This window comes from Tropicibacter naphthalenivorans, assembly GCF_900176475.1.
Lineage (GTDB): Bacteria > Pseudomonadota > Alphaproteobacteria > Rhodobacterales > Rhodobacteraceae > Tropicibacter > Tropicibacter naphthalenivorans.
The window spans coordinates 668,891-688,607 of sequence record NZ_FWXX01000001.1 but is presented as its reverse complement, the minus strand read 5'-3'; the positions used below and the strand labels follow the sequence as shown (position 1 = coordinate 688,607).

General features: G+C 65.6%; 18 protein-coding genes. 5 read left to right on the top strand and 13 right to left on the bottom strand.

Features of this window, described 5'->3' with window-relative positions:
- Nucleotides 1–17: 17 nt before the first annotated feature.
- The 8 genes from B9A11_RS03365 to B9A11_RS03330 form a co-directional block, all read right to left on the bottom strand.
- Nucleotides 18–1,019: a P1 family peptidase gene (locus B9A11_RS03365; RefSeq protein ID WP_058245775.1), complete on the bottom strand. Its 1,002-nt coding sequence runs from the start codon at nt 1,017–1,019 to the stop codon at nt 18–20.
- A gap of 24 nt (nt 1,020–1,043) precedes the next feature.
- Nucleotides 1,044–1,787 (bottom strand): SDR family oxidoreductase, encoded by a 744-nt coding sequence (locus tag B9A11_RS03360; protein WP_058245776.1) that lies wholly within the window; start codon nt 1,785–1,787, stop codon nt 1,044–1,046.
- 13 nt (nt 1,788–1,800) lie between these two features.
- The gene (locus B9A11_RS03355; protein ID WP_058245777.1) at nt 1,801–2,529 is read right to left on the bottom strand and encodes an SDR family NAD(P)-dependent oxidoreductase; all 729 of its coding nucleotides are present in this window, start codon (nt 2,527–2,529) and stop codon (nt 1,801–1,803) included.
- Between the two features lie 138 nt (nt 2,530–2,667).
- Nucleotides 2,668–4,104 (bottom strand): aldehyde dehydrogenase family protein, encoded by a 1,437-nt coding sequence (locus B9A11_RS03350; RefSeq protein WP_058245778.1) that lies wholly within the window; start codon nt 4,102–4,104, stop codon nt 2,668–2,670.
- Nucleotides 4,094–5,650, bottom strand: coding sequence for an ABC transporter ATP-binding protein (locus B9A11_RS03345; protein ID WP_058245779.1), 1,557 nt, complete (start codon nt 5,648–5,650; stop codon nt 4,094–4,096). Before B9A11_RS03345 ends, B9A11_RS03350 begins: the two co-directional genes overlap by 11 nt.
- The gene (locus B9A11_RS03340) at nt 5,647–6,459 is read right to left on the bottom strand and encodes an ABC transporter permease (RefSeq protein WP_058245780.1); all 813 of its coding nucleotides are present in this window, start codon (nt 6,457–6,459) and stop codon (nt 5,647–5,649) included. Before B9A11_RS03340 ends, B9A11_RS03345 begins: the two co-directional genes overlap by 4 nt.
- Nucleotides 6,456–7,394 (bottom strand): ABC transporter permease, encoded by a 939-nt coding sequence (locus B9A11_RS03335; protein WP_058245781.1) that lies wholly within the window; start codon nt 7,392–7,394, stop codon nt 6,456–6,458. Before B9A11_RS03335 ends, B9A11_RS03340 begins: the two co-directional genes overlap by 4 nt.
- Before the next feature lie 92 nt (nt 7,395–7,486).
- Nucleotides 7,487–8,803, bottom strand: a complete 1,317-nt coding sequence (locus B9A11_RS03330) for a hypothetical protein (protein ID WP_058245782.1) — start codon at nt 8,801–8,803, stop codon at nt 7,487–7,489.
- Nucleotides 8,804–8,978: 175 nt separating this feature from the next.
- Between B9A11_RS03330 and B9A11_RS03325 the strand changes: the two genes are divergently transcribed.
- Nucleotides 8,979–9,995, top strand: coding sequence for a methyltransferase (locus B9A11_RS03325; RefSeq protein ID WP_058245783.1), 1,017 nt, complete (start codon nt 8,979–8,981; stop codon nt 9,993–9,995).
- Between the two features lie 6 nt (nt 9,996–10,001).
- Here the strand turns inward: B9A11_RS03325 and B9A11_RS03320 are convergent, their stop codons facing one another.
- The 3 genes from B9A11_RS03320 to B9A11_RS03310 all read right to left on the bottom strand — a co-directional run bounded on the left by B9A11_RS03320 (nt 10,002) and on the right by B9A11_RS03310 (nt 13,579).
- Entirely contained in the window at nt 10,002–10,574 is a 573-nt protein-coding gene (locus B9A11_RS03320; RefSeq protein ID WP_058245784.1) for a hypothetical protein, read from the bottom strand.
- 64 nt (nt 10,575–10,638) lie between these two features.
- A complete protein-coding gene (locus tag B9A11_RS03315) occupies nt 10,639–12,045 on the bottom strand; it encodes an SH3 domain-containing protein (RefSeq protein WP_058245785.1) in 1,407 nt (468 codons plus the stop codon).
- 58 nt (nt 12,046–12,103) lie between these two features.
- The gene (locus tag B9A11_RS03310) at nt 12,104–13,579 is read right to left on the bottom strand and encodes an ABC transporter substrate-binding protein (protein ID WP_058245786.1); all 1,476 of its coding nucleotides are present in this window, start codon (nt 13,577–13,579) and stop codon (nt 12,104–12,106) included.
- A 174-nt stretch (nt 13,580–13,753) separates the two neighbouring features.
- On the opposite strand from B9A11_RS03310, the gene B9A11_RS03305 reads away from it, so the two are divergent.
- The 4 genes from B9A11_RS03305 to B9A11_RS03290 all read left to right on the top strand — a co-directional run bounded on the left by B9A11_RS03305 (nt 13,754) and on the right by B9A11_RS03290 (nt 17,344).
- Nucleotides 13,754–15,082, top strand: coding sequence for a DMP19 family protein (locus tag B9A11_RS03305; RefSeq protein WP_058245787.1), 1,329 nt, complete (start codon nt 13,754–13,756; stop codon nt 15,080–15,082).
- 90 nt (nt 15,083–15,172) lie between these two features.
- On the top strand, nt 15,173–15,997 hold the full coding sequence (panB, locus tag B9A11_RS03300) for a 3-methyl-2-oxobutanoate hydroxymethyltransferase (RefSeq protein WP_058245788.1): 825 nt from the start codon (nt 15,173–15,175) through the stop codon (nt 15,995–15,997).
- A complete protein-coding gene (gene panC / locus B9A11_RS03295) occupies nt 15,994–16,836 on the top strand; it encodes a pantoate--beta-alanine ligase (protein ID WP_058245789.1) in 843 nt (280 codons plus the stop codon). Before panB ends, panC begins: the two co-directional genes overlap by 4 nt.
- A 91-nt stretch (nt 16,837–16,927) precedes the next feature.
- A complete protein-coding gene (locus B9A11_RS03290; RefSeq protein ID WP_058245790.1) occupies nt 16,928–17,344 on the top strand; it encodes a hypothetical protein in 417 nt (138 codons plus the stop codon).
- A gap of 90 nt (nt 17,345–17,434) precedes the next feature.
- On the opposite strand, the gene B9A11_RS03285 is transcribed toward B9A11_RS03290, so the two are convergent.
- Nucleotides 17,435–18,709: an acetylornithine deacetylase/succinyl-diaminopimelate desuccinylase family protein gene (locus B9A11_RS03285; RefSeq protein WP_058245791.1), complete on the bottom strand. Its 1,275-nt coding sequence runs from the start codon at nt 18,707–18,709 to the stop codon at nt 17,435–17,437.
- Between the two features lie 42 nt (nt 18,710–18,751).
- The gene (locus B9A11_RS03280) at nt 18,752–19,708 is read right to left on the bottom strand and encodes a DUF2125 domain-containing protein (protein WP_058245792.1); all 957 of its coding nucleotides are present in this window, start codon (nt 19,706–19,708) and stop codon (nt 18,752–18,754) included.
- Between the last annotated feature and the right edge of the window lie 9 nt (nt 19,709–19,717).

Here is a 19,717-nt window from a genome sequence, read left to right as displayed (position 1 = left end):
GAGAAAAGTTTCCTGCGCTACAATCCCAGCTCGCTCCGCAGCGTTGGCAGGGTGTCCCCCGGTGCAGGCGTTGCCTCCCACACGGCGCGGGCGATGGCGCGCGACAGGCACAGGCTCGCGGCATGGCCGATCATCGCCAGCTGGGTGTGCGGGTCGATCAATTCGCGCGCACCCGTGGCGGCGGCAAAGACGAGGTCTCCGTCCATCGGGCTATGCGCGGGCAGGATCGCGCGGGCGAGGCCGTCATGTGCGGCGACCGCCATACGGTGACACTGCGCCTTGTCGAGGCAGGCGTCCGTGGCGACGATGGCGATGGTTGTGTTGCCCTGCTGCGCCATGGCGGGCACCTTGCGGCTGTGCGGAAGGTGGATCGAGGGGGCGGGGTCCGGACCCAAGGCACCGTACTCTGCGTCCAGCTCAAAGGGCGCGGCCCAGAAGTGCCGCCCCGAGGGCGTCGTGACGCTGCCCATGGGGTTCACAGCGACCAAGGCGCCCACGGTGGTGCCATCGTCCAAGACCAAGGAGGCGGACCCAAGCCCGCCCTTATGCTGCGCCGTCTGCGCACCGGTGCCTGCGCCAACGCTGCCAAGCGCGAAATCGCCAGAGGCATCCGTCAAAGCCCGTGCCCCAAGCGCCGGGTAGGGGTTGTCGCCCCACGCCTTGTCGCCGCCGTTCAGCAGGTCAAAGATGATCGCCGCAGGCACAATCGGCACCCGCGCCGAGAACACCGGAAAGCCGCGCCCCTGCGCGTGCAAAGCGTCCATCACGCCCTGCGCCGCCGCGAGCCCAAAGGCGCTGCCCCCCGACAGCACCAGCGCATCGACGCCGGGGGCGCTTTTGTCGGGGGAGAGCAGGTCGGTCTCGCGCGTGCCGGGCGCGCCGCCGTGCACCGCCACCGACGCCGTAAAAGGCGCATCGGCGGTCAGCACGGTCACCCCGCTCTTGATCCTGTCATCCTGCGCGTTGCCCACGTGCAGGCCCGCCACGTCGGTAATCAGGTTCTGGGGTCCGGGCTTCATCGCGATGCTCCTTTGACTGGCGGTTTAGATGCAGCGCCCGCCGTCCACTTCCATGCAGACGCCGGTCACCATGCTGGCCTCGTCCGAGCACAGGTACAAGGCGGCGTTGGCCATGTCCTCGGGGGTGGAAAAGCGGCCCAAGGGGATGGTCGAGAGGAACTTGGCGCGCATCTCCGGCGTGTCTTCGCCCATGAAACTGGCGAGCAGGGGCGTGTCCCCGGCCACGGGGTTCAGCGCATTGACGCGGATGCCAAAGGGGGCGAGTTCGACCGCCATCGCCTTGGTCGCGGTGTTCACCCAGCCCTTGGAGGCGTTGTACCAGTTCAGCTTGGGGCGCGGCGACAGCCCCGCCGTGGACGAGATGTTGAGGATCGTCCCAGCGCCCTGATCCTTGAAGATCGGCACCAAGGTGCGCGCCCCAAGGTAGATCGACTTGCAGTTGACGGCCCAGACGCGGTCGAAGTCCTCTTCGTTGACGTCCTCCATAAAGGCGGGCAGATGGGTGCAACCGGCGTTGTTCACGAGGATATCGACGCCGCCGAACTGCTCTTGGGCCTCGGCGATCATCCGGTCGGTGTCCTGCGCGTTCGAGACGTCGGCGCGGAAAGCCACGCCGCCGCCGGCTTCCTCCACGACCGACAAAGCGGCGTCATGGTTGAGATCGGCCAGCAAGACCTGCGCCCCCTCGGCCAGAAACCGCCGCGCTATCCCTGCGCCAAAGCCCGACCCTGCACCCGTCACGATGGCCCGCTTGCCTTTCAGTCTCATGTCACTCTCCCCTCTAGTATGTCGCGCGCCCGCCGGACTGGTCAAAGACCGCAGCGGTGGTGAAACTGGCCTCGGCGCTGGCCAGCCAGCAGACCATTGAGGCGATTTCCTCCACGGTGCCGAAGCGGCCCATGGGGATCTTGGATTTCATGTAGTCGATGAACTCGGGCGTCATCTGCGCAAGGATCGGGCTTTCGACCACGGCGGGAGCGACGGCGTTGACGGTGATCTGGGTGTCGCACAGCTCCTTGCCCAGTGACTTGGTCAGACCGATGACGGCGGCCTTGGAGGTGGAATAGGCGCTGGCGTTGGGGTTGCCCTCTTTGCCTGCGATCGAGGCGAAGTTGACGATCCGCCCAAAGCCGTGCGGGCGCATGATCCGCGCCGCGTGCTTGTTGCAGTAAAACACGCCGTTGATGTTGAGGTTCAACACGCGGTGCCAGTCGTCCACCGGATAGTCGATCACGGTGGTGTTGGGGCCGGTGATGCCAGCGGAACAGACAAGGGTGTCGAGCCCGCCCATGGCCTCGGCGGCGGCGTCCATGGCGGCCCCAACCTGCGCCGCGTCGGTGACATCCACCTGTTGGCCGGTGATGAACGGGCCTTGCATGGCCTCCAGGGCGGCGGGGTTGATGTCCCAGACGGTGACCTGCGCGCCCTCGCTGGCGAGGCGCTGGGCGATGGCCGCTCCGATGCCGGATGCGCCGCCGGTGACGATGGCCTTGCGGTTTTCAAATCTCATGGTTGTCTCCTCCCGCCGCGATGGTGCGCCGGGCGCGCGGCAAGAGCAAGCGGATTTGGTATACCAAACGGCGCGTCTGGGCGGGTCAAATTTCTTGGTAAGAAATTTGCAAATTCCTTCAAAGGAATTTGGCCCCGGTTACCCATGGAAGGCCGCGACGGTTTTGAGCGTGGAAAATCCATAGAGCGCCTCAAAGCCCTTTTCCCGGCCATGTCCCGATTTCCCGTGCCCGCCGAACGGCAATTCGACCCCGCCCCCCGCGCCGTAATTGTTCACGAACACCTGTCCCGCGCGCAGCCGTTTCGCCAGCCGCATCTGCCGCGCGCCGTCGCGGGTCCAGACCGAGGCGACGAGGCCATAGTCTGTCCCGTTGGCGATCTGCACCGCCTCTTCCTCGGTTTCGAAGGGGATCAGGCATTGCACCGGGCCAAAGATCTCGTCCTGCGCCAGCGGGTGCTGCGGCGGCACATTGCCGAACAGCGTGGCGGGGACGTAGTGGCCTTGGGAGAGCGGGGGTGTCGCCTGCGCCAGCATCTCCAGGTCGTGGCCCTTGGCGAGGAACCCCTCGACCCGCGCCTTTTGCGTCGCATTGATCAGCGGGCCGATGTCGGGGTTGTCCAGCGCCGGGCCGATGGTCTTGGCGCGGTAAGCCTCGGCCATGCGGCGGGCGACCGTGTCATAGACCCCGCGCTGTACGAGGATGCGCGAGGAGGCCGAACAGGTCTGTCCAGCGTTTTGCAGGCCCGCGTTCACGAGGAAGGGCAGCGCGGCGTCCAGATCGGCGTCGTCAAAGACCACCTGCGGGGATTTCCCGCCCAGCTCCAGCGTCACTGGCACCACGTTGGCCCCGGCGGCGATCTGCACAGCCGCGCCCGTAGCGACCGATCCGGTAAAGCTCAGGTGTTGGATGCCGGGATGGGCAGAGAGCGCTGCGCCAGCCTCGGACCCCAGCCCCGGCACCACGTTCAGCGCGCCCGCAGGCAGGCCCGCCTCACCAGCGAGCCATGCGAAATAGAGCGCGGTCAAACAGGCATCCTCGGCGGGTTTCAGCACGCAGGCGTTGCCCATGGTCAGCGCCGCCCCGACCGAGCGGCCAATGATCTGCATCGGGTAGTTCCACGGCACGATATGGCCCGTCACCCCATGCGGCTCGCGCATAGTATAAACCGTGTAGCCGTCCAGATAGGGGATCGTCTGGCCGTGCACCTTGTCCGCCGCGCCACCGTAGAACTCGGCATAGCGCGCCAAGGCCAGCACGTCCGCCCGCGCCTGGGCCAGCGGTTTGCCCACGTCCAAGGCCTCTAGCGTGGTCAAGACCTCTTGATGCTCCAGCACCAACTGCCCGAGGCGCGTCAGGATACGCCCGCGCTCGGCGGCAGGCACGCGCCCCCAGTCGCCGTCCAAAGCGCCGCGCGCCGCCGTGACTGCCGCGTCCACGTCCCTCGCCGTGCCGCGGGCGATCTGCGCCAGCGGCCCGCCGGTGGAGGGGTTGCCCAAGGACAAAACCTCGGGGGTTGCGCGCCATTCGCCTCCGATCAGGACACAGGACGGGTCAAAGGGCAAATCAGGCAGCATCGGGGGCCTCCGGCAGATGGGGCGCGGCGGCAAGCAGCCGCTGGGTATAAGGGTGGCTCGGCGCGTCAAAGACCTGCTCCGTGGGGCCATCCTCGACGATCTTGCCGCTTTGCATGACCAACACGCGGTCGGTGATCGAGCGCACGACCGACAGATCGTGGCTGATAAAGAGATACGTCAGCCCATAGGCCCGGCTGAGGTCCGCCATCAGGTCAAGGATCTGCGCGCGCACCCGCACGTCCAGCGCGCTGACCGCCTCGTCAAAGACGATCAGCTTGGGGCGGATGATCAGCGCGCGGGCAATGGCCAGACGCTGACGCTGCCCGCCGGAAAAGGCGTGGATGTGCTTGTGCTGGTCGTCCGGGTGCAGGCCCACGGCGGTCAGCGCTTCGGCGATGGCCTTTTGCGGATCGGTGGGCGCGCCGGTCAGGTGAAACGGCTCGGTGATCAGGCGCGCGACGCGGTGGCGGGGGTTGAAGCTGCTGTAGGGATCCTGGAACACCACCTGCATATTGCGGCGCGCGGCGGGGTCGGTGACTGGCACGCCGTCGAGCGTGATCTGCCCGCCCTGCACGGGATCGAGCCCAAGGATCGCCCGCGTCAGGGTGGACTTGCCACACCCGCTCTCGCCCACCAGACCCAGCCGTTCACCCGTGCCGATGTCAAAGCTGACGCCATCGACGGCGGTAAACTGCCCCCGCCGGGCAAAGGGATGGGCGCGCGGCAAAGGATAGCTGCGGCGCACATCGCGCACCTGTAGCAGAGGCGGCGCGGGGGTATAGGGCGGCAGGTCGGCGCGGTGGCGCGAGGCTTCGAACAGCTGGCGGGTATAAGGGTGTTGCATCCGGGCAAAGAGCTGCGCGGTGGGGGCGCTTTCGACCACGTCCCCGGCGCGCATCACCGCGATGCGGTCGGCCATATCGGCCACCACCGCCAGATCGTGGGTGATCATCATGAGGGCCATGCCTTCGCTGCGCACCAGATCGCGGAGCAGCTCGATAATCTGCGCCTGCGTCGTCACGTCCAGCGCGGTGGTCGGCTCATCGGCGATCAGCAGCTTGGGGCGGCAGGCGATGGCCATGGCGATCACCACGCGCTGTCTTTGTCCCCCCGACAACTCATGCGGGTGGCGCGATAGCGGCAGGTCCAGCCCGACCTTGTCCAGCGCCTCGCGGGCGCGTTTGGTGGCGTCGGCGCGCGGATCATGCAGGCGGATGACTTCGGAGACCTGCGCGCCGATGGTCTGCAAGGGGTTCAGCGCGGTCATCGGTTCCTGAAAGATCATGCCGATGTCGCGGCCCCGGATGGCGCAAAGATCACCCTCAGGCGTGGTCAGCAGGTCCCGCCCGCCAAGGTCGATCCGCCCCGAGGCCTTGGCCGCGTGGGGCAGCAACCCCATCACCGCAAGGGCGGTCATCGACTTGCCAGAGCCGCTCTCGCCGGTCAGCGCGAGGATTTCCCCCGGCGCGATGTCCAGCGATACGCCGTTCAGGATCGGCTTGCCGTGGATTTCGACCCGCAGGTCTGTGATCGACACCACGCTCATGCCCGCACCTTTTGCAAACGCGGGTCAAGGTGATCGCGCAGCCCGTCGCCCAGCAGGTTCAGCCCCAGCACCATCAGCACAATCGCCGCGCCGGGGATGATCGCCACATGCGGGGCGAGCGCCACCATGGTCTGCGCATCGGCCAGCATCCGCCCCCAGGACGGCACCGGCGGCTGCGCGCCAAGACCGACATAGGACAGACCCGCTTCGGCGAGGATGCCAAGGCTGAACTGGATGGTGCCCTGCACGATCAAGAGGTTGGCGATATTGGGCAGGATATGCTCGGCGCTGATGCGGGCGCGGGATTTGCCGCAAGTGCGCGCGGCGAGGATGAAGTCGCGCTTCCATAGGCTCAGGGCGGCGGCGCGCGACAGGCGGGCAAAGACGGGGATGTTGAAGATGCCGATGGCGAGGATCGCGTTGACCGCGCCGGGGCCGAGGATCGCGGTGATGAGGATCGCGATGACAAGGCTGGGGAAGGCAAAGATCAGGTCGTTGGCGCGGGACAGGGTTTCGTCCAGCAGTGAGCCACGCGTCGCCGCCGCCGCGAGGCCAAGCGGCACACCGACGCCCATGCCGATCCCCACCGCGACAAGGGCCACGGCGATCGAGGTGCGCGCGCCCACCATGATCAGGCTCAGGATATCGCGGCCAAAGTGGTCGGTGCCGAGCAAGTACTCGGCGCTGGGTGGTTTCAGCCTTGCGGCGATGTTCATGGCCTCGACGTCGCCCGGCGTCCACAGAAAGGACAGCGCGGCGGCGATCACGAACAGCGCGGTCAGCAGCGCGCCAAGGGTCAGGCTTTTCATCGGCGCAGCCTCGGGTCGACGGCCACATAGGCCAGATCGGTGAGGAAATTCACCACGATCACCGCGAAAACCAGCAGCATGACGACGCTTTCCACCACGATCAGGTCACGCTGGGAAATCGACTGAAAGATCAGGCGGCCCAGCCCCGGCAGGTAAAAGACCTGCTCGATGATGATCGCCCCCGCCAGCAGGAACGAGAATTGCAGCCCAAGGATCGTCAGCACCGGGATCAGCGCGTTGCGCAGGCCATGGCGGCGGAGCGCTTGCCAGCGGGTCAGCCCCTTGGCGCGGGCGGTGCGGATGTAGTCCTCGCCCAATGCGTCGATCAGGGACGAGCGTAGGATACGGGCGAGAATGGCCGCTTGGGGCAGGGCCAGCGCCACGGCGGGAAGCGTGAGCGAGATCAAGGCTTTGGCTGGGTCGTCCCAGCCGGGAAAGCCGCCCGAGGGCATCCAGCGCAGCTTGATCGCGAACAGCAGGACCAGCAGCATGGCGAACCAGAAATTGGGGATCGCAACGCCCAGCTGGGTGCCCGCCATGACGGTGACATCGGCGGCGCGGCCCCGGCGGGCGGCGGCAAGGATACCGGCGGGAAAGGCGATCAGCGTCGACAGCACCAAGGCGTACAGCGCCAGCGGCAGCGACACCCAAAGGCGCTGGGCAATCATGCCCGCGACCTCTGTGCGGTAGGTGTAGGACGTGCCAAAATCCCCCGACAGCATCCCCGTGACCCACGCGACATACCGCTGCACAGGCGGCAGGTCGAGGCCAAGCTCGGCGCGCAAGGCGGCCAGCGTGTCGGGCTGCGCATTGATCCCCAGCATGTAGCTGGCCGGATCGCCGGGGGCCACTTCGACCACGAGGAAAATCACCAGCGAGGCGACGGCCAAGCTGAGGATCAGCGACATCAAGCGGCGGAAGAGATAGGCCAGCATGAGGCCACGTTAGGGGCGCGCTTGGGCGGGGTCCAGAGGGTTAATGCACTGTCACACGGGGTTAATGCGTTGTCACATTCCGCCCTGGCGGCTCACGGCGCGCCGAGATACTTGCGCGAGATCCAGCCGGTTTGTCCGCCCGCGCGCACGTGGTGCCACAGGACATTGTCGGTGATACAGGCCGCGCGCTCGGCGGTTTGATCGGGCTGGGAGCAGGCGCTTTGACACGCCGCGCGCCGGGCGCTGGGGCCGACGAAGCGCGGCTCGGCGGTGATCAGGTCCAGCACTTCGCCCTTGGGGGCTTGGCGCAGGATTCGGGCACCAAAGCTGGGCGCGACGCGCATATTGACGAATTCCGTGACGTTTGTGACCCGCATCTGCGGCGCCTCCGGCGCGCAGGTCTGCACGGTTGTTTGCGCGAGCGCGACGGGCGGGACGGCCCCGTCGGTGTAGCGCGCGACGATCTGGGCAAGGGGCGTCTGCCCCGCCGTCAGATCGGCAAGCAGCCTGTCCGGGTCGTGCAACATCGCCGCCGTCAAAGGCGCGGTGCGCGCGCCGATCTCGGGGTAGCCCGCGCTGCCGATCTGCGGCGCACCTTGGGTCAGGGTCAACCGGCAGCGCGCGCGATTGTCGGCAAAAGCGTAGACGGTGGTCAATTCCAGCCCTTCGGAGGTCACGCTTTGGGCGTTCACAAAGGCCTCTGGCAGCGATTGGACCGCGCTCCCCGGCACGTCCCACAGCGCCAGCGCCGCGTTGTGACAGGCGTGTTCGGTCAAAGTTTTGGCGGGAAGATCGGGTGCCAAAACAGGCGTGACGGTGACCCGCCACAGCGCCGCGTCCGCCACCGTGTCCACCCGGCGGACGGACTGCGGCGGCGTGGCGACCAGCTCGGCCAAGAGGCTGGCGGGAAAGTCGAAATCGCTTTGGCTTTGCAGGGTGATCACCTCGGACAGGGCGATCAGCGCGACGCCATAGGCGGTGTCGACCTCGGCGCGGGTATAGGCGCGCTCAGCGTCGGTGATCTGCGGCGCGTGAAAGCCCAAGCGCCCGCCGGGGTGCAGCCTGCGGTCCGGCGCGCCCGCAGAGGTGCCGCCGATAAAGGCCAGCGCGCAGGCCCCGTTACAAACCGCGCCCTCGGCCACCGCGGTGCCGATGCCCTGCGCGACCAGCCTTTGCGCGATTTGCACTGCGTCTGCAAAACTGCCTCCGGCGCTGTTCAGGCACAGCCTTTGGCCACCGCCCAGCAGGCCGTAATCCTCTAGGAAAAAGCCAACCTCCTGGGCGTCGCCCCGCGCGATCTCTCCGTTCAGCGACAGGGTGCAGCCCATGGTGGCATCGCCCCCAAGGGCCAAGGTCGCGGCCTGTACGGGGGCGGCCAACAGCATAATCAAAGCAATCACATAGCGCATCGTCAGGGTCCAAGTCGGTCACGTCGCGCGCACCATGCCACGCTTTGCCGGGGCCGTCACGGGTGCCGATTTTAATGGCAAAGCGCCGCCGTGACCCAGCGTTTCTTCCCCCTTGGGTTGCCCTTTGCGACCCTGTCGTTACCCTGAAGCGGCAGCAAACAAAGGGGAGAAGGACATGCCGGTTCTGACCGAGGCCGAGGATATTTCAGACATCGCATTCGCCTACATGGGGTCCAAGGCGCTGTTCGCGGCGCTGGAATTCGGGGTCTTTAGCGCTTTGTCCGGGGGCGCGGTCAGCTTGGACGAGCTGTCGGCGCAGACCGGCCTGCCGCGCGAGCGCTGCCGCACCTTGATGAGCGCGCTCACCAGTCTGGGGCTGACCACGCGCGACGCCGCGGGGCGCTTTGCCAATTCGCCCGCCGCCGAGGCGTTTTTGGTCAAGGGGGCCAAGTATGACTTTGGCGATTACCTGCGGCTGCAAGTCGGCCAGCAGATGTACCCCTTGATGGATCAGATCGAAAAGGCCTTGCCCGGCGATCTGGGCGCCGATGAAACCGCCAGCTATGCCCAGTGGTTTTCCGACCCCGAAGAGGCGCGGCTGTATTCCCAGAGCCAGCACGCAGGCTCGCTGGGGCCCGCGCGCGGGTTGGCGCGGCGGGTTGATCTGTCTCAGGCGCGGCACTTGCTGGATGTGGGCGGCGGTACGGGGGCGTTTGCCATTACCCTGTGCAAAGCGTTCCCGCAGCTCAAGGCGACGGTGATCGACTTTCCCAACGTGGCGGCCCTGGGCGAGACGTATGTGGCCGATGCGGGCCTGTCGGACCGGATCACCTATCAGCACGGCAACGCGCTAGAGGCCGATTGGCCCAGCGGTGTGGATGCGATCCTGATGAGCTACCTGTTCAGCGGGGTTCCCGATCACACGCACGAGGGCTTGCTGACAAAGGCGTTTGACCGCCTGCACCCCGGCGGCAAGGTGTTGATCCACGACTTTATTGTCGACGCCGATCTGAGCGGGCCCAAGAACACCGCGCTGTGGCAGTTGCAGCACACGGCCTTTACCCCAGAGGCACGGTCGCTGGACGATGCGTGGCTGGCCCAGGCGCTGGGTCGCGCGGGGTTCGACGCGGTTGAGGTCGCACCGCTGATACCCGGCATGACCAAGCTGGCGGTGGGGGTGAAACCGGCCTGAGAAAGGTCAATCGCTGGCGGCGCGGCATCCGTTGATTGATGTATAAAAGGCGGTTTCATCCCCGCGTACGGACTTTTCGAGCATTTTGTCCAAAGCGTCCTGTCGTTCACTTTCGGACAATTTGCCTTGGTCGTAAAACAACTCAAAACGTAGGGTGTTCCGCAAAAGATGCACTTCTTCGATCGCATACGTCAAAGGTAGAAGCGCCGTTTCATCCAAGAAGGCGCAGTATGACATGTCGTTGAAAAGAAAGTTGATATTGTCCTCATACGCGTCGATAAGCTCGCGCGTGTCTTGCATTGGTTCGAATGGTTTGAGCGCGTCGAGGGACATATCCGCAAGTGCGAGTGCATCTTTGCGCATAACGTGTGCCGGTTCGACCTGACTGGGGAACCCAGTTCCCCGCGCGAGGCTTTTGAGACGGACAATACGCTGTTGCACCGCTGCGGCTTCTTGGATGATGTTTTGTAGAGCGGCTTGGCGTTCTTGCTTTTTCTCGTAGCGGTCATAAAGGATTGGTGCCGCGATGCCACCGACGCCGATGGCTAAACCGATCAGCCATTTCCAGTCTAGTCCCATGGTTTTCTCCTAGTTGGGGTCTGTGACCGAACAGATTGGGCTTGTCAGGGTTAACGCCCGCTGCTTACCAGCTTTCCTCCAGGTATTTGCGGCTGACGTAGCCCGCGTTGCCCGCCGCGTCGCGGATCGGGTACCAGACCACGTTGTCGGCCACGCATTGCGCCGCCGACCGGACGTGGGCCGCATCGCGCCGGTTGGCGGACCAGCGGTTGCACAGGTCGATGCAGCGTTGCGCCTGACCGGCCCATTCGCGGCCCACTACCGGGTCGCCGGTGAGGGTGACTTCGGTGCCAAAGGGCAGCTCGCGCACGATGGGCGCCTTGAGCGACGCGCTGGCCCGCAGGTTCACAAAGTTCTGGACGTTGGCGATGGCGGCGCGCTGGCCTTGGAGCGTGCAGGACCGGAACAGCTCGGTCGGGGGGACGGGCGGCGCGGTTTCGATCTTTTGCCGCAGCAGCGCGAGGTCGGTTTGCGGGCCGCTGGGGTCTGGCGTCAGGGCGGTCAGGCGGGTATCGGCGGGGTAGAACATGTGGCGATAGAGGTTGTGCAGGCTCTCGTCGCGGTCGCCGGTAAAGCGGAAGTACCCGACGCGTCCGGAGGCAAAGACCGGATTGTAAGGCAGCGTCAATTCGCAGCGCGCCGTGGCCTCGATCATATATTGGCGGCTGGTCAGTAGGGTGATGGCATAGTCGCTCAGCGCGGTGCGGGTCAGGAAGCTGCGGGACACGTCGGTGTACATATTTGGACTGGGCGCGCCGTCATAGATTGTCACGCTGCCCGTGCCGCACGCCGTTGCCGCCAGCTTTTCGGGGGGCAGATCGGGCAGGGCGATGGGGAAGATGGCGATTTCCCAACGAGAGGCCTCTCCGGTGGTTTCCACATAACGCATCTGGTCCGGCGGGGTGCCGATCATCGCGATCATCAGCGATTGCGCAAAGTCCAAGCCCTCGGCGCGGGCCTGCATGAGCGAGGCGATGGCGTCCAGGGCGATCTGAAAAGATCGGTCCACGGCCTGCTTTGTGTACTCGCGTTCGGGGACGTCAACGCTCGGGGCGTGAAAGCCTAGTTTGCCGCGCGGGTGCAGGACGCGGTGGACGCTGTTTTGCCCCTCTTCACCGTGCATGGTGCCACCCATAAAGGCGATGGCGCAGGCGCTTTCGCAGCGCGCGCCCTCTGCCACGGCGGTGCCGATGCCGATCTGGCGCAGGCGTTTGGCGATGGCGACACCTTCGGGATAGCTGCCGCCGGGGCTGTTCAGGCACAGGCGTTCCTTGCGGTACATCCCGGCGATGCCATCTGGCAATTCGCGCGCCAGCCCGGCGATCTTGTCGGCGTCACCTTGGGTGATCACCCCCTCTAGGGTCAGGCCGCAGTTCATGGTTGCATCGCCGCCCAAGGTGACGGTGGCGGCATGGGCGAAGGGCGCGGTCAATAGCGCCACGGCGGTCAGAAGAGTGTGGAAAAAAGTCATGAAACCAAAGTTCTAAATGGGAAAAGGGGCCACCCGCAGTGGGCAGCCCCCCAAGCAGTTACTCAGACCAGCTTACCCCGGTCAGGTCCGTCGCCTGCGTCGGCGCGTTCACCCACAGGCCCTGCACGCGCGCGTCCGCCACGGTCGGAAAGGCCAGCTGGAACAGGTAGCCGTTCACGTAATCCTTGGCGATCATCGCTTGCGCCTGCCGCAGCAGGGCCGAGCGTTGTTCGGCATTCGCCGTCACGGTCAGCTCGTCCATCAAGGTCTGGAACGCGGGGTTGTCATACTGGAAATAGTAATCGGGCCGCGCGTAGATATTGATGTCGGCGGGCTCGGTGTGGCTGACGATGGTCAACCCGTAATCCTTGCCGCGAAAGACTTCCTCCAGCCATTGCGCCCATTCAAGATTGGTGATCTCGGTCTCGATCCCGATGGCGCGCAGCTGGGCGGCGATGATCTCTCCGCCGCGGCGCGCATAGGACGGGGGCGGCAGTTTCAGAGTGGTGGTAAAGCCATCGGGGAAGCCCGCCTCGGCCAGCAGAGCCTTGGCCGCCTCGGGGTCAAAGCCGGACAGACCGGTCAGGTCGACGTAATCGGGGTTGTGCGGCGCGAAATGCGTGCCGATGGGCGTGCCGAGGCCAAACATCGCGCCGTCGATGATGTCTTGGCGGTTGATCGCATGGGCGACGGCCTGCCGGACCTTGACGTTGTCAAAGGGCGCTTGCTTGTTGTTCATGGCAAGGATCGTCTCGCCCTCGGTCGAGCCGCGCAGCACCTGAAAGCGCGGGTCGGCGTCGAACATCGGCAGGTTCTCCGGCGCGGGGAAGCCAGCAAAGGCGTCAATGTCCTGCGCCATCATGGCGGCAAAGGCGGCGGTCGGGTCACTGATGAACTTGAACGTCGCCTCACTCAGCGCGGGTTTGTCGCCCCAATAGGCGTCATTCGCCACCAGATGGATGCTGTCGCCTTGCGTCCAGGTGTCGAACTTGAAGGGGCCGGTGCCGATGGGGGTCTGCTTGATGCCTTCGATGCTTTCGGGGGCCACGATCACCGCATCGCCCCACGCCATGTTGAACAGGAACGCGCCGTCGGGTTTCGACAGGGTCACGGTGACGGTCTGGGGATCGGTGGCCTCGACGGTCTCGATGGACGCGAACAAAGCTTTCTGCGCGTTCTGGCTGTCCTCGGCGCGGGCGCGGTCGAGCGAGAATTTCACATCCGCCGCGTCAAAGGCGGTGCCATCGTGAAAGGTCACCCCCTCGGCCAGATGGAAGGTATAGGTCAGCCCGTCCTCGGAAATCTCCCACGAGGTGCCAAGGCCGGGGACGACGGCCCCCGTCTCGGTGAACTTGGTCAGGCCTTCGAAGACGTTGGTGTACAGCACGCTGTCGATGGCCCCGGCGGCGGCGCTGGTGGGGTCCAGATGCGGCGGTTCCAGCTGCAAGGCAATGGTCAGATCGGTCTGCTGTGCCTGCGCTGCGGTGCCAAGGGCCAGCGCGCATACGGACGCGAAAAGGGTGAAGCGGGTCATAGGTCTCTCCCTGCGGTACGGACGTTTTGCCCGCGAGGGTAGTTTGGCACAGGCAGGCCGGGGATCAAGCCCCCTTTGGGGACGGGGTGTTGGCCCGGGAATGGCGCGACTCTCGCCCAAGTTGTGACGCATTCCGGCGTCAGCTTGCGGAGCAGTCACAGGAAAGAGGGCGGAATGCTGGGATTCGTACTTGGGCAGATCGGCAAGCGGGTGTTGAAAAAGAGCGCACCAAAGGGGCCGACCTTTGCAAAAGCGGCCAAGACCCCGCCAATCCCGCCGCAGGCTTTGCCGGTCGAGGTGCCCATGGTCACCGATCTGCTGGTGCGGCGCTCTTCGTTCGAGGCGCGGGAAAGCGACCCCAGCGGCATGATGCAGGACATCGTGGACTACGCCAACGCGCTGATGGGGGACGGGCACTACACCCGCGACGAGATCAACCCGGCGCTGATCCAAGCCTACCACTGCGATTACTACCTTGCGCAGGTCAGCAACGGCGGCCATTCGCAGTTTGTCCATAACGCGGGGGCCGCGCGCAAGGCGGTCTTTCGCGATGTGATCGCGGGTCTTGGCGCGATGGGCGCTCAGGACATGCTGCTCTTGGCGCGCTCGGCTTGGAAATGGGTGCAGGAAAACCCCGAAGAGGCGGACAAGCAAACCGGCTTTGAGGGCGGCATCGCGCCCGAGATGAAACGGCTCGATTCGCCGTTCTTCATGCTGAACAAGAAAACGCCTTTGCAGGGGATGATCGCCGCGTGGATCGCGTCGCTGCCCGATCTGCGGATCATCGAGGATGCCGATTGGCAGGACGAAGTCACCAAGGCCGTGCTGGCCAACCCCGACCGGATGCGCCGGGTGGAAACGGCCACCGTGCGCCGCATCACGGCCGAGCTTTCGGACCAGTTGCGCCTGTCCGCTGCCTTGGCGGCGGGGGCGTGCAAACAGTCCGAGTTTCTCGAATCCTTTGGGACCGGGCGCTACGTCGAGATCGACGGCCAGCAGGTCATGGCCTTTAAACTGCGCACCAGCAAAGGGCTGCGGTTCCTCGTTGGGATGCCGGAGTCGACGCGGATGTATACCGGGATCGAGCATGACAACAGTGGCGTGAATATGGACCTTGAGACTGCGACTTGGGACGATATTTCCCGCTTTCGCGGCCCCGAGATCGGTGAATTGCTGGCCGAAGTGCCGGATGACCTGCTGGGCGCGGCGCGCAACTTGCTGCGCTTGTTGACCGCTGGTCCGGCGTTGGACTTGCTGCTGCGCAGGCATGGAGAATTGCAGGCGCTTTTCCCGCCGATGATCAGCTATATGGGCGAGGACTCGCAGGGGCACCTGTCCATGCAGCTGACCTTTACCGACGGTCAGGGGCTGTTCACGGCGCATATCAGCGAAGCGGGCGCGGTTCTGACCACGCTGGGCGGGGATAAACCGCTGGCTATGGTGCTCAAGGCGGACGTCCACGCACACGCGCGCGCCCACGGGGTTGAGGTCGTGGACGACTGACCCATGACAGCGTGACGCAAAGAGGGGGCTGGTTCTGCGCTGCGGCATCTGCTATCCCCGCGCAACTTTATTGCGCGAAGGAGGCACGCGATGAGTGCAACGGCAAAGAAACGGGCCCCGCTGCCGGATGATATCCGCGCCCGCAAGGGAGGTGAGCCGCTGGTCAGCCTGACCGCTTACACCACCCCCATGGCCCAGATGATGGACGCGCATTGCGACTTTGTCCTCGTTGGGGATTCGGTCGGGATGGTCCTGCACGGCTTGCCCAGCACCCTTGGCGTCACGATGGAGATGATGATCCTGCACGGGCAGGCGGTGGCGCGCGGTCTGACCCAGGCCATGATGGTCGTCGACATGCCCTTTGGGTCCTATGAGGCGTCGCGCGAGGTGGCCTTCGAAAACGCTGCCCGGCTGATGCGCGAAACCGGCGCAGGCGCGGTCAAGCTGGAAGGCGGGGTTGGCATGGCCGAGACCATCGCCTTTCTGGTGCAGCGCGGCATCCCGGTGATGGCGCATATCGGCCTGACGCCGCAGTCGATCAACACGCTTGGCGGCTACAAGGTGCAAGGGCGCGGCGCTGCGGGCGAGGCTTTGATGGCTGACGCACGGGCCGTGGCCGAGGCAGGGGCCTTTGCCGTGGTGCTGGAAAAGGTGCCGCAGGGCCTCGCGGACCGGATCACCGCCGACATCGCGATCCCCACGATCGGCATCGGCGCCAGCGCCGGCTGCGACGGGCAGATCCTCGTGGTGGATGACATGTTGGGGCTGTTCACCGCCTTCAAGGCGAAGTTCGTCAAGCGGTTTGCGAACCTCGGCGAACAAGGCGAAGCGGCCATTGCCGACTACGCCCGCGCCGTGCGCGCCCGCGAATTTCCCGCCGCCGAACATGTCTTTGCCGATGAGGCCCCGAAATGACCCCTCAGATTATCCGCACCAAGGCCGAACTGCGCGCGCTGGTGAACGGCTGGAAACGCGCGGGCGAGCGTGTCGGCGTGGTCCCCACCATGGGCGCGCTGCACGAAGGCCACCTCTCGTTGGTGCAAGCGGCGCAGGACGCCTGCGACCGGGTGATCGTGACGATCTTTGTGAACCCCAAACAGTTCAACAATCCCAGCGACCTCGACAGCTACCCCCGCACCGAAGAGGACGACGCCCGCAAGCTGGCGCGCTTTGACGTGGACGTGGTCTATGTGCCGGGTGTGGATCAGGTCTACCCCGAGGGCTTTGCCACCACGGTCAGCGTTTCGGGCCTGACCGACGTGCTCTGCGGCGCGCACCGTCCGGGGCACTTTGACGGGGTGGCGACGGTGGTGACCAAGCTGTTCACCCAAACCGGCGCGGATCAGGCATTTTTCGGCGAAAAGGACTTTCAGCAGTTGCAGGTGGTCAAACGGCTGGCGGCGGATCTGGACATCCCGGTCGAGGTCATCGGCTGCCCGACGATCCGCGAAGAGGACGGGCTCGCCATGTCTTCGCGCAACCTGCTGATCTCGGACCGGGCGCGGATCAAGGCCCCGGCGTTGCACGAGGCGCTGTCCGAAATGGCGGCGGGCCTCCGGGCGGGCGGCACAGCCACCGATCTGCGCCAAAAGGCCGAGGCAAAAATCCTCGCCGCAGGTTTCACCGAGGTGGAATACCTCGACCTGCGCGCCTGCGATGACCTGTCCCTGCTGGACACGCCCAGCCGCGAGGCGCGCCTCTTGGTGGCCGCATGGCTTGCGGGCGTGCGCCTGATCGATAACATCGCGGTCTGAAACATTCCGGGGCGGACGCTGTCCGGCGCTCGTCCCTGCGGAACATCGCCCCGCCCACCGTCCCGCCAGCCCGCGATCCTGAGAGGCCCCTATGCAAGACCTGTTTGCCCTACTCTCCTCGCCCGCCTTCAAGGGCGCGATGTATAATCTCGCGATGGTCAGCCTCGCCCTCGGGTTTGGCGTCGTCGCCGTTGCGCTGACCTTCTACTCCCGAGGCCGCGCCCCGCAGGCGCAAACGCCGCAAGACGCCCGCTGGATCCTGCTCATGGGCACATGGCGCGACAGCCTGACCATCACACTGCTCTACGTCGCCGAGTCCTTCCTCTACAAATTCAACGATTTCCACGCCATCGCCGAGGTCATGTCCTCCACCCCCATGACCTATCCGCCACTCGTCACCCCGATCCTCGGCTTCGTCCTCTATGTCCTGATCTTCACCGTCGCCGCCTTGCGCATCATCGCCATCACCCGGTGGCTGCGCGAGGTCGGGAAACCCACGCCGGACTGACCCACCACCCTCCGGTCTTCTTCTCTTTAAAAATATCCTCGCCGAAGGCTCCCGCCCCCGCAGCCCGCGCAGGCCCCTAGACCCCCAAAGCTACCCCAGCAACAACCGCTCCAGCGTCCGCCCCATCACCCGCGCGCTGTCGAGCATATCGGTCACGCCGATCCACTCGTCAGGCTTATGCGCCAGCTCCAGCACCCCCGGCCCATAGGCGATGCAATTCTTCAGCGTTCCGATCCGGTCGATATGCTTTTGATCGTAGCTGCCGGGTGAGGCGATATAGGCCGCCTCGGCCCCCAAGACATCGCGGATCGCGGCGTGCACCGTTGTCACCACCGGCGCGCCCTTGTCCGTCATCGACGGGTTGATCCGGTTGATGTCGCGGATCGCGTAATCGAACCGGGGCCGGTTGGCCTTGAGGTCTTCGAGGATCGCGACCACCTCGCCGCGCACCTCGTCGTAGCGCTCTTCGACCAGATACCGCCGGTCGATGATCATGCGGCAACTGTCGGGCACGCAGGGCGCAGGCAGGCCCGAGTAATCCTCGGGGGCCTCTTCCTCGCCGCCGTGGATCGAGTTGATGTTGAGCGTCGACTGCCGCGCCTCGACCGGGACCACCGGCATCTCGGTGTGGCGCGCGGCCATGGCCGGGTAAAGCCGATCCTCGAAGGCGTCGATCACCGCGCCCATGTGCCGGATCGCGCAATCTCCGAGGAACGGCATCGAGCCATGGGCAATCTCGCCCTTGGTTTCGATCTCGGCCCACCACGCGCCGCGGTGCCCCAGACAGATGCGGTCCTTGCCCAAGGGTTCGGGGATGATCACATGCTGCACGCGGGCCGGGTCAAAGAACCCGCGCTCGGCCAGATAGGCGACGCCGCCATAGCCGCCGGACTCTTCATCCGCCGTGCCGGAAATCTCGATCGCGCCGGCAAAGTCGGGGTATTCCTCCAGAAACGCCTCTGCGGCGATGATCGAGGCGGCCAGCCCGCCTTTCATATCACAGGTGCCCCGGCCATAGATCCGGTCGCCGTCCAGTTCCGCGCCAAAGGGATCGCGGGTCCAGCCTGCGCCGACCTCGACCACGTCGGTGTGAGAGTTAAAATGCACGCAATCCCCGGCGCGCGGGCCTTCGCGGCGGGCGACGATGTTCCAACGCGGGTAGCGGTCGCTGTCGCCGGGGGCACCATGGGCGCGCACCAGCTGCGTTTCAAACCCCTTGGCCGACAGGCGCGCGTCCAGATACTCGCAAATCTCGCGGTAATTCTCGCCCGGAGGGTTGAGGGTGGGAATGCGGATCAGGTCTTGGGTCAGCGCGATCAGATCGTCACGCTTGGCGTTAATGCGGGTGAAAAGGGCGTCGCTCATGCCCCCGACTGTTCATCGGTTTTCAGGGCTATGCAAGGCCTCTCAGGGCAGACGCAGGCGCGGCGCAGGCCCAAGGGGGATCGGCCCGAGGTTGGTCTTGCCCCCCTTGAAGGTCAGCGGCAGGTCCAGCGTGTTCGGCTTGCCGCTGAGGGTCGCGGCCAGCGACAGGCCGGACATCAGCGCATCGGCGAGGGTGTCGGGCAGGTGGCCCGTGTCGCGCAAACCGGTCAGGGCCTCTTGCCAGTTGGTGGCGCGCAGGGTCAGCGCCCCGTCGGGGGTGCCGCTGGCGCTGATGCTCATTTTCCCGGCAAGATGCACATTCAGCGCGCCGACTTGGTACTGCGCCAGCCGCAGGTCGAGGTTGGTGGGCTGGGGGCGCTCTTGCGGCAGATCGCCTAGCCGCCAGTCGCGGTCAAAGGCGATTTCCGCCTGCACGGACAGCGCATCGGCGCTATCGGGAGCCATCGTGCCAGACGGCCCCGCCAAGGCATCGGCGCTCAGCCCCAAGCGATAGGTCCGCGCGCTCGCCATCTGGAACCCCAGCAAGACCCCGGCGGCGGCAAGGCTGCGATCGTCGTTGGCGATGTTCAATGTCTCGGCCTCGGCGTTCAGGCGCAGCAGCTGCCCGTCGGCGTCGGTGATCACACTGGCGCGCAGCCCTTGGCCGTCGACCGTCGTCGTCGCGCCGCCCTTTGTGATCACAGCGCCCTGCGGCAGCACCAGAATGTGGTGACCGGGCTTGTACGTCAGACCGAGGCTCTGGAAAATCGGCGCCTCAACCCGCGTTCCCTCAGCTGTGATCACATCAAGATCGCTCAGCGTCAGGTCCAGCCGCGACGGGAACCCGCGCACCTTGACCTCTGCCTCGACCTGCCAGCCGTCGGCGCGCCGCGCGTCCATCCAGTCGCTCACCTGACCACGCAAGGCATTCGCCTCATAGAACCAGAACACCGCATAGCCCAAGGCCGCAGCCACGATCAGCACAATCCAGCGTTTCATTCCCGCGCC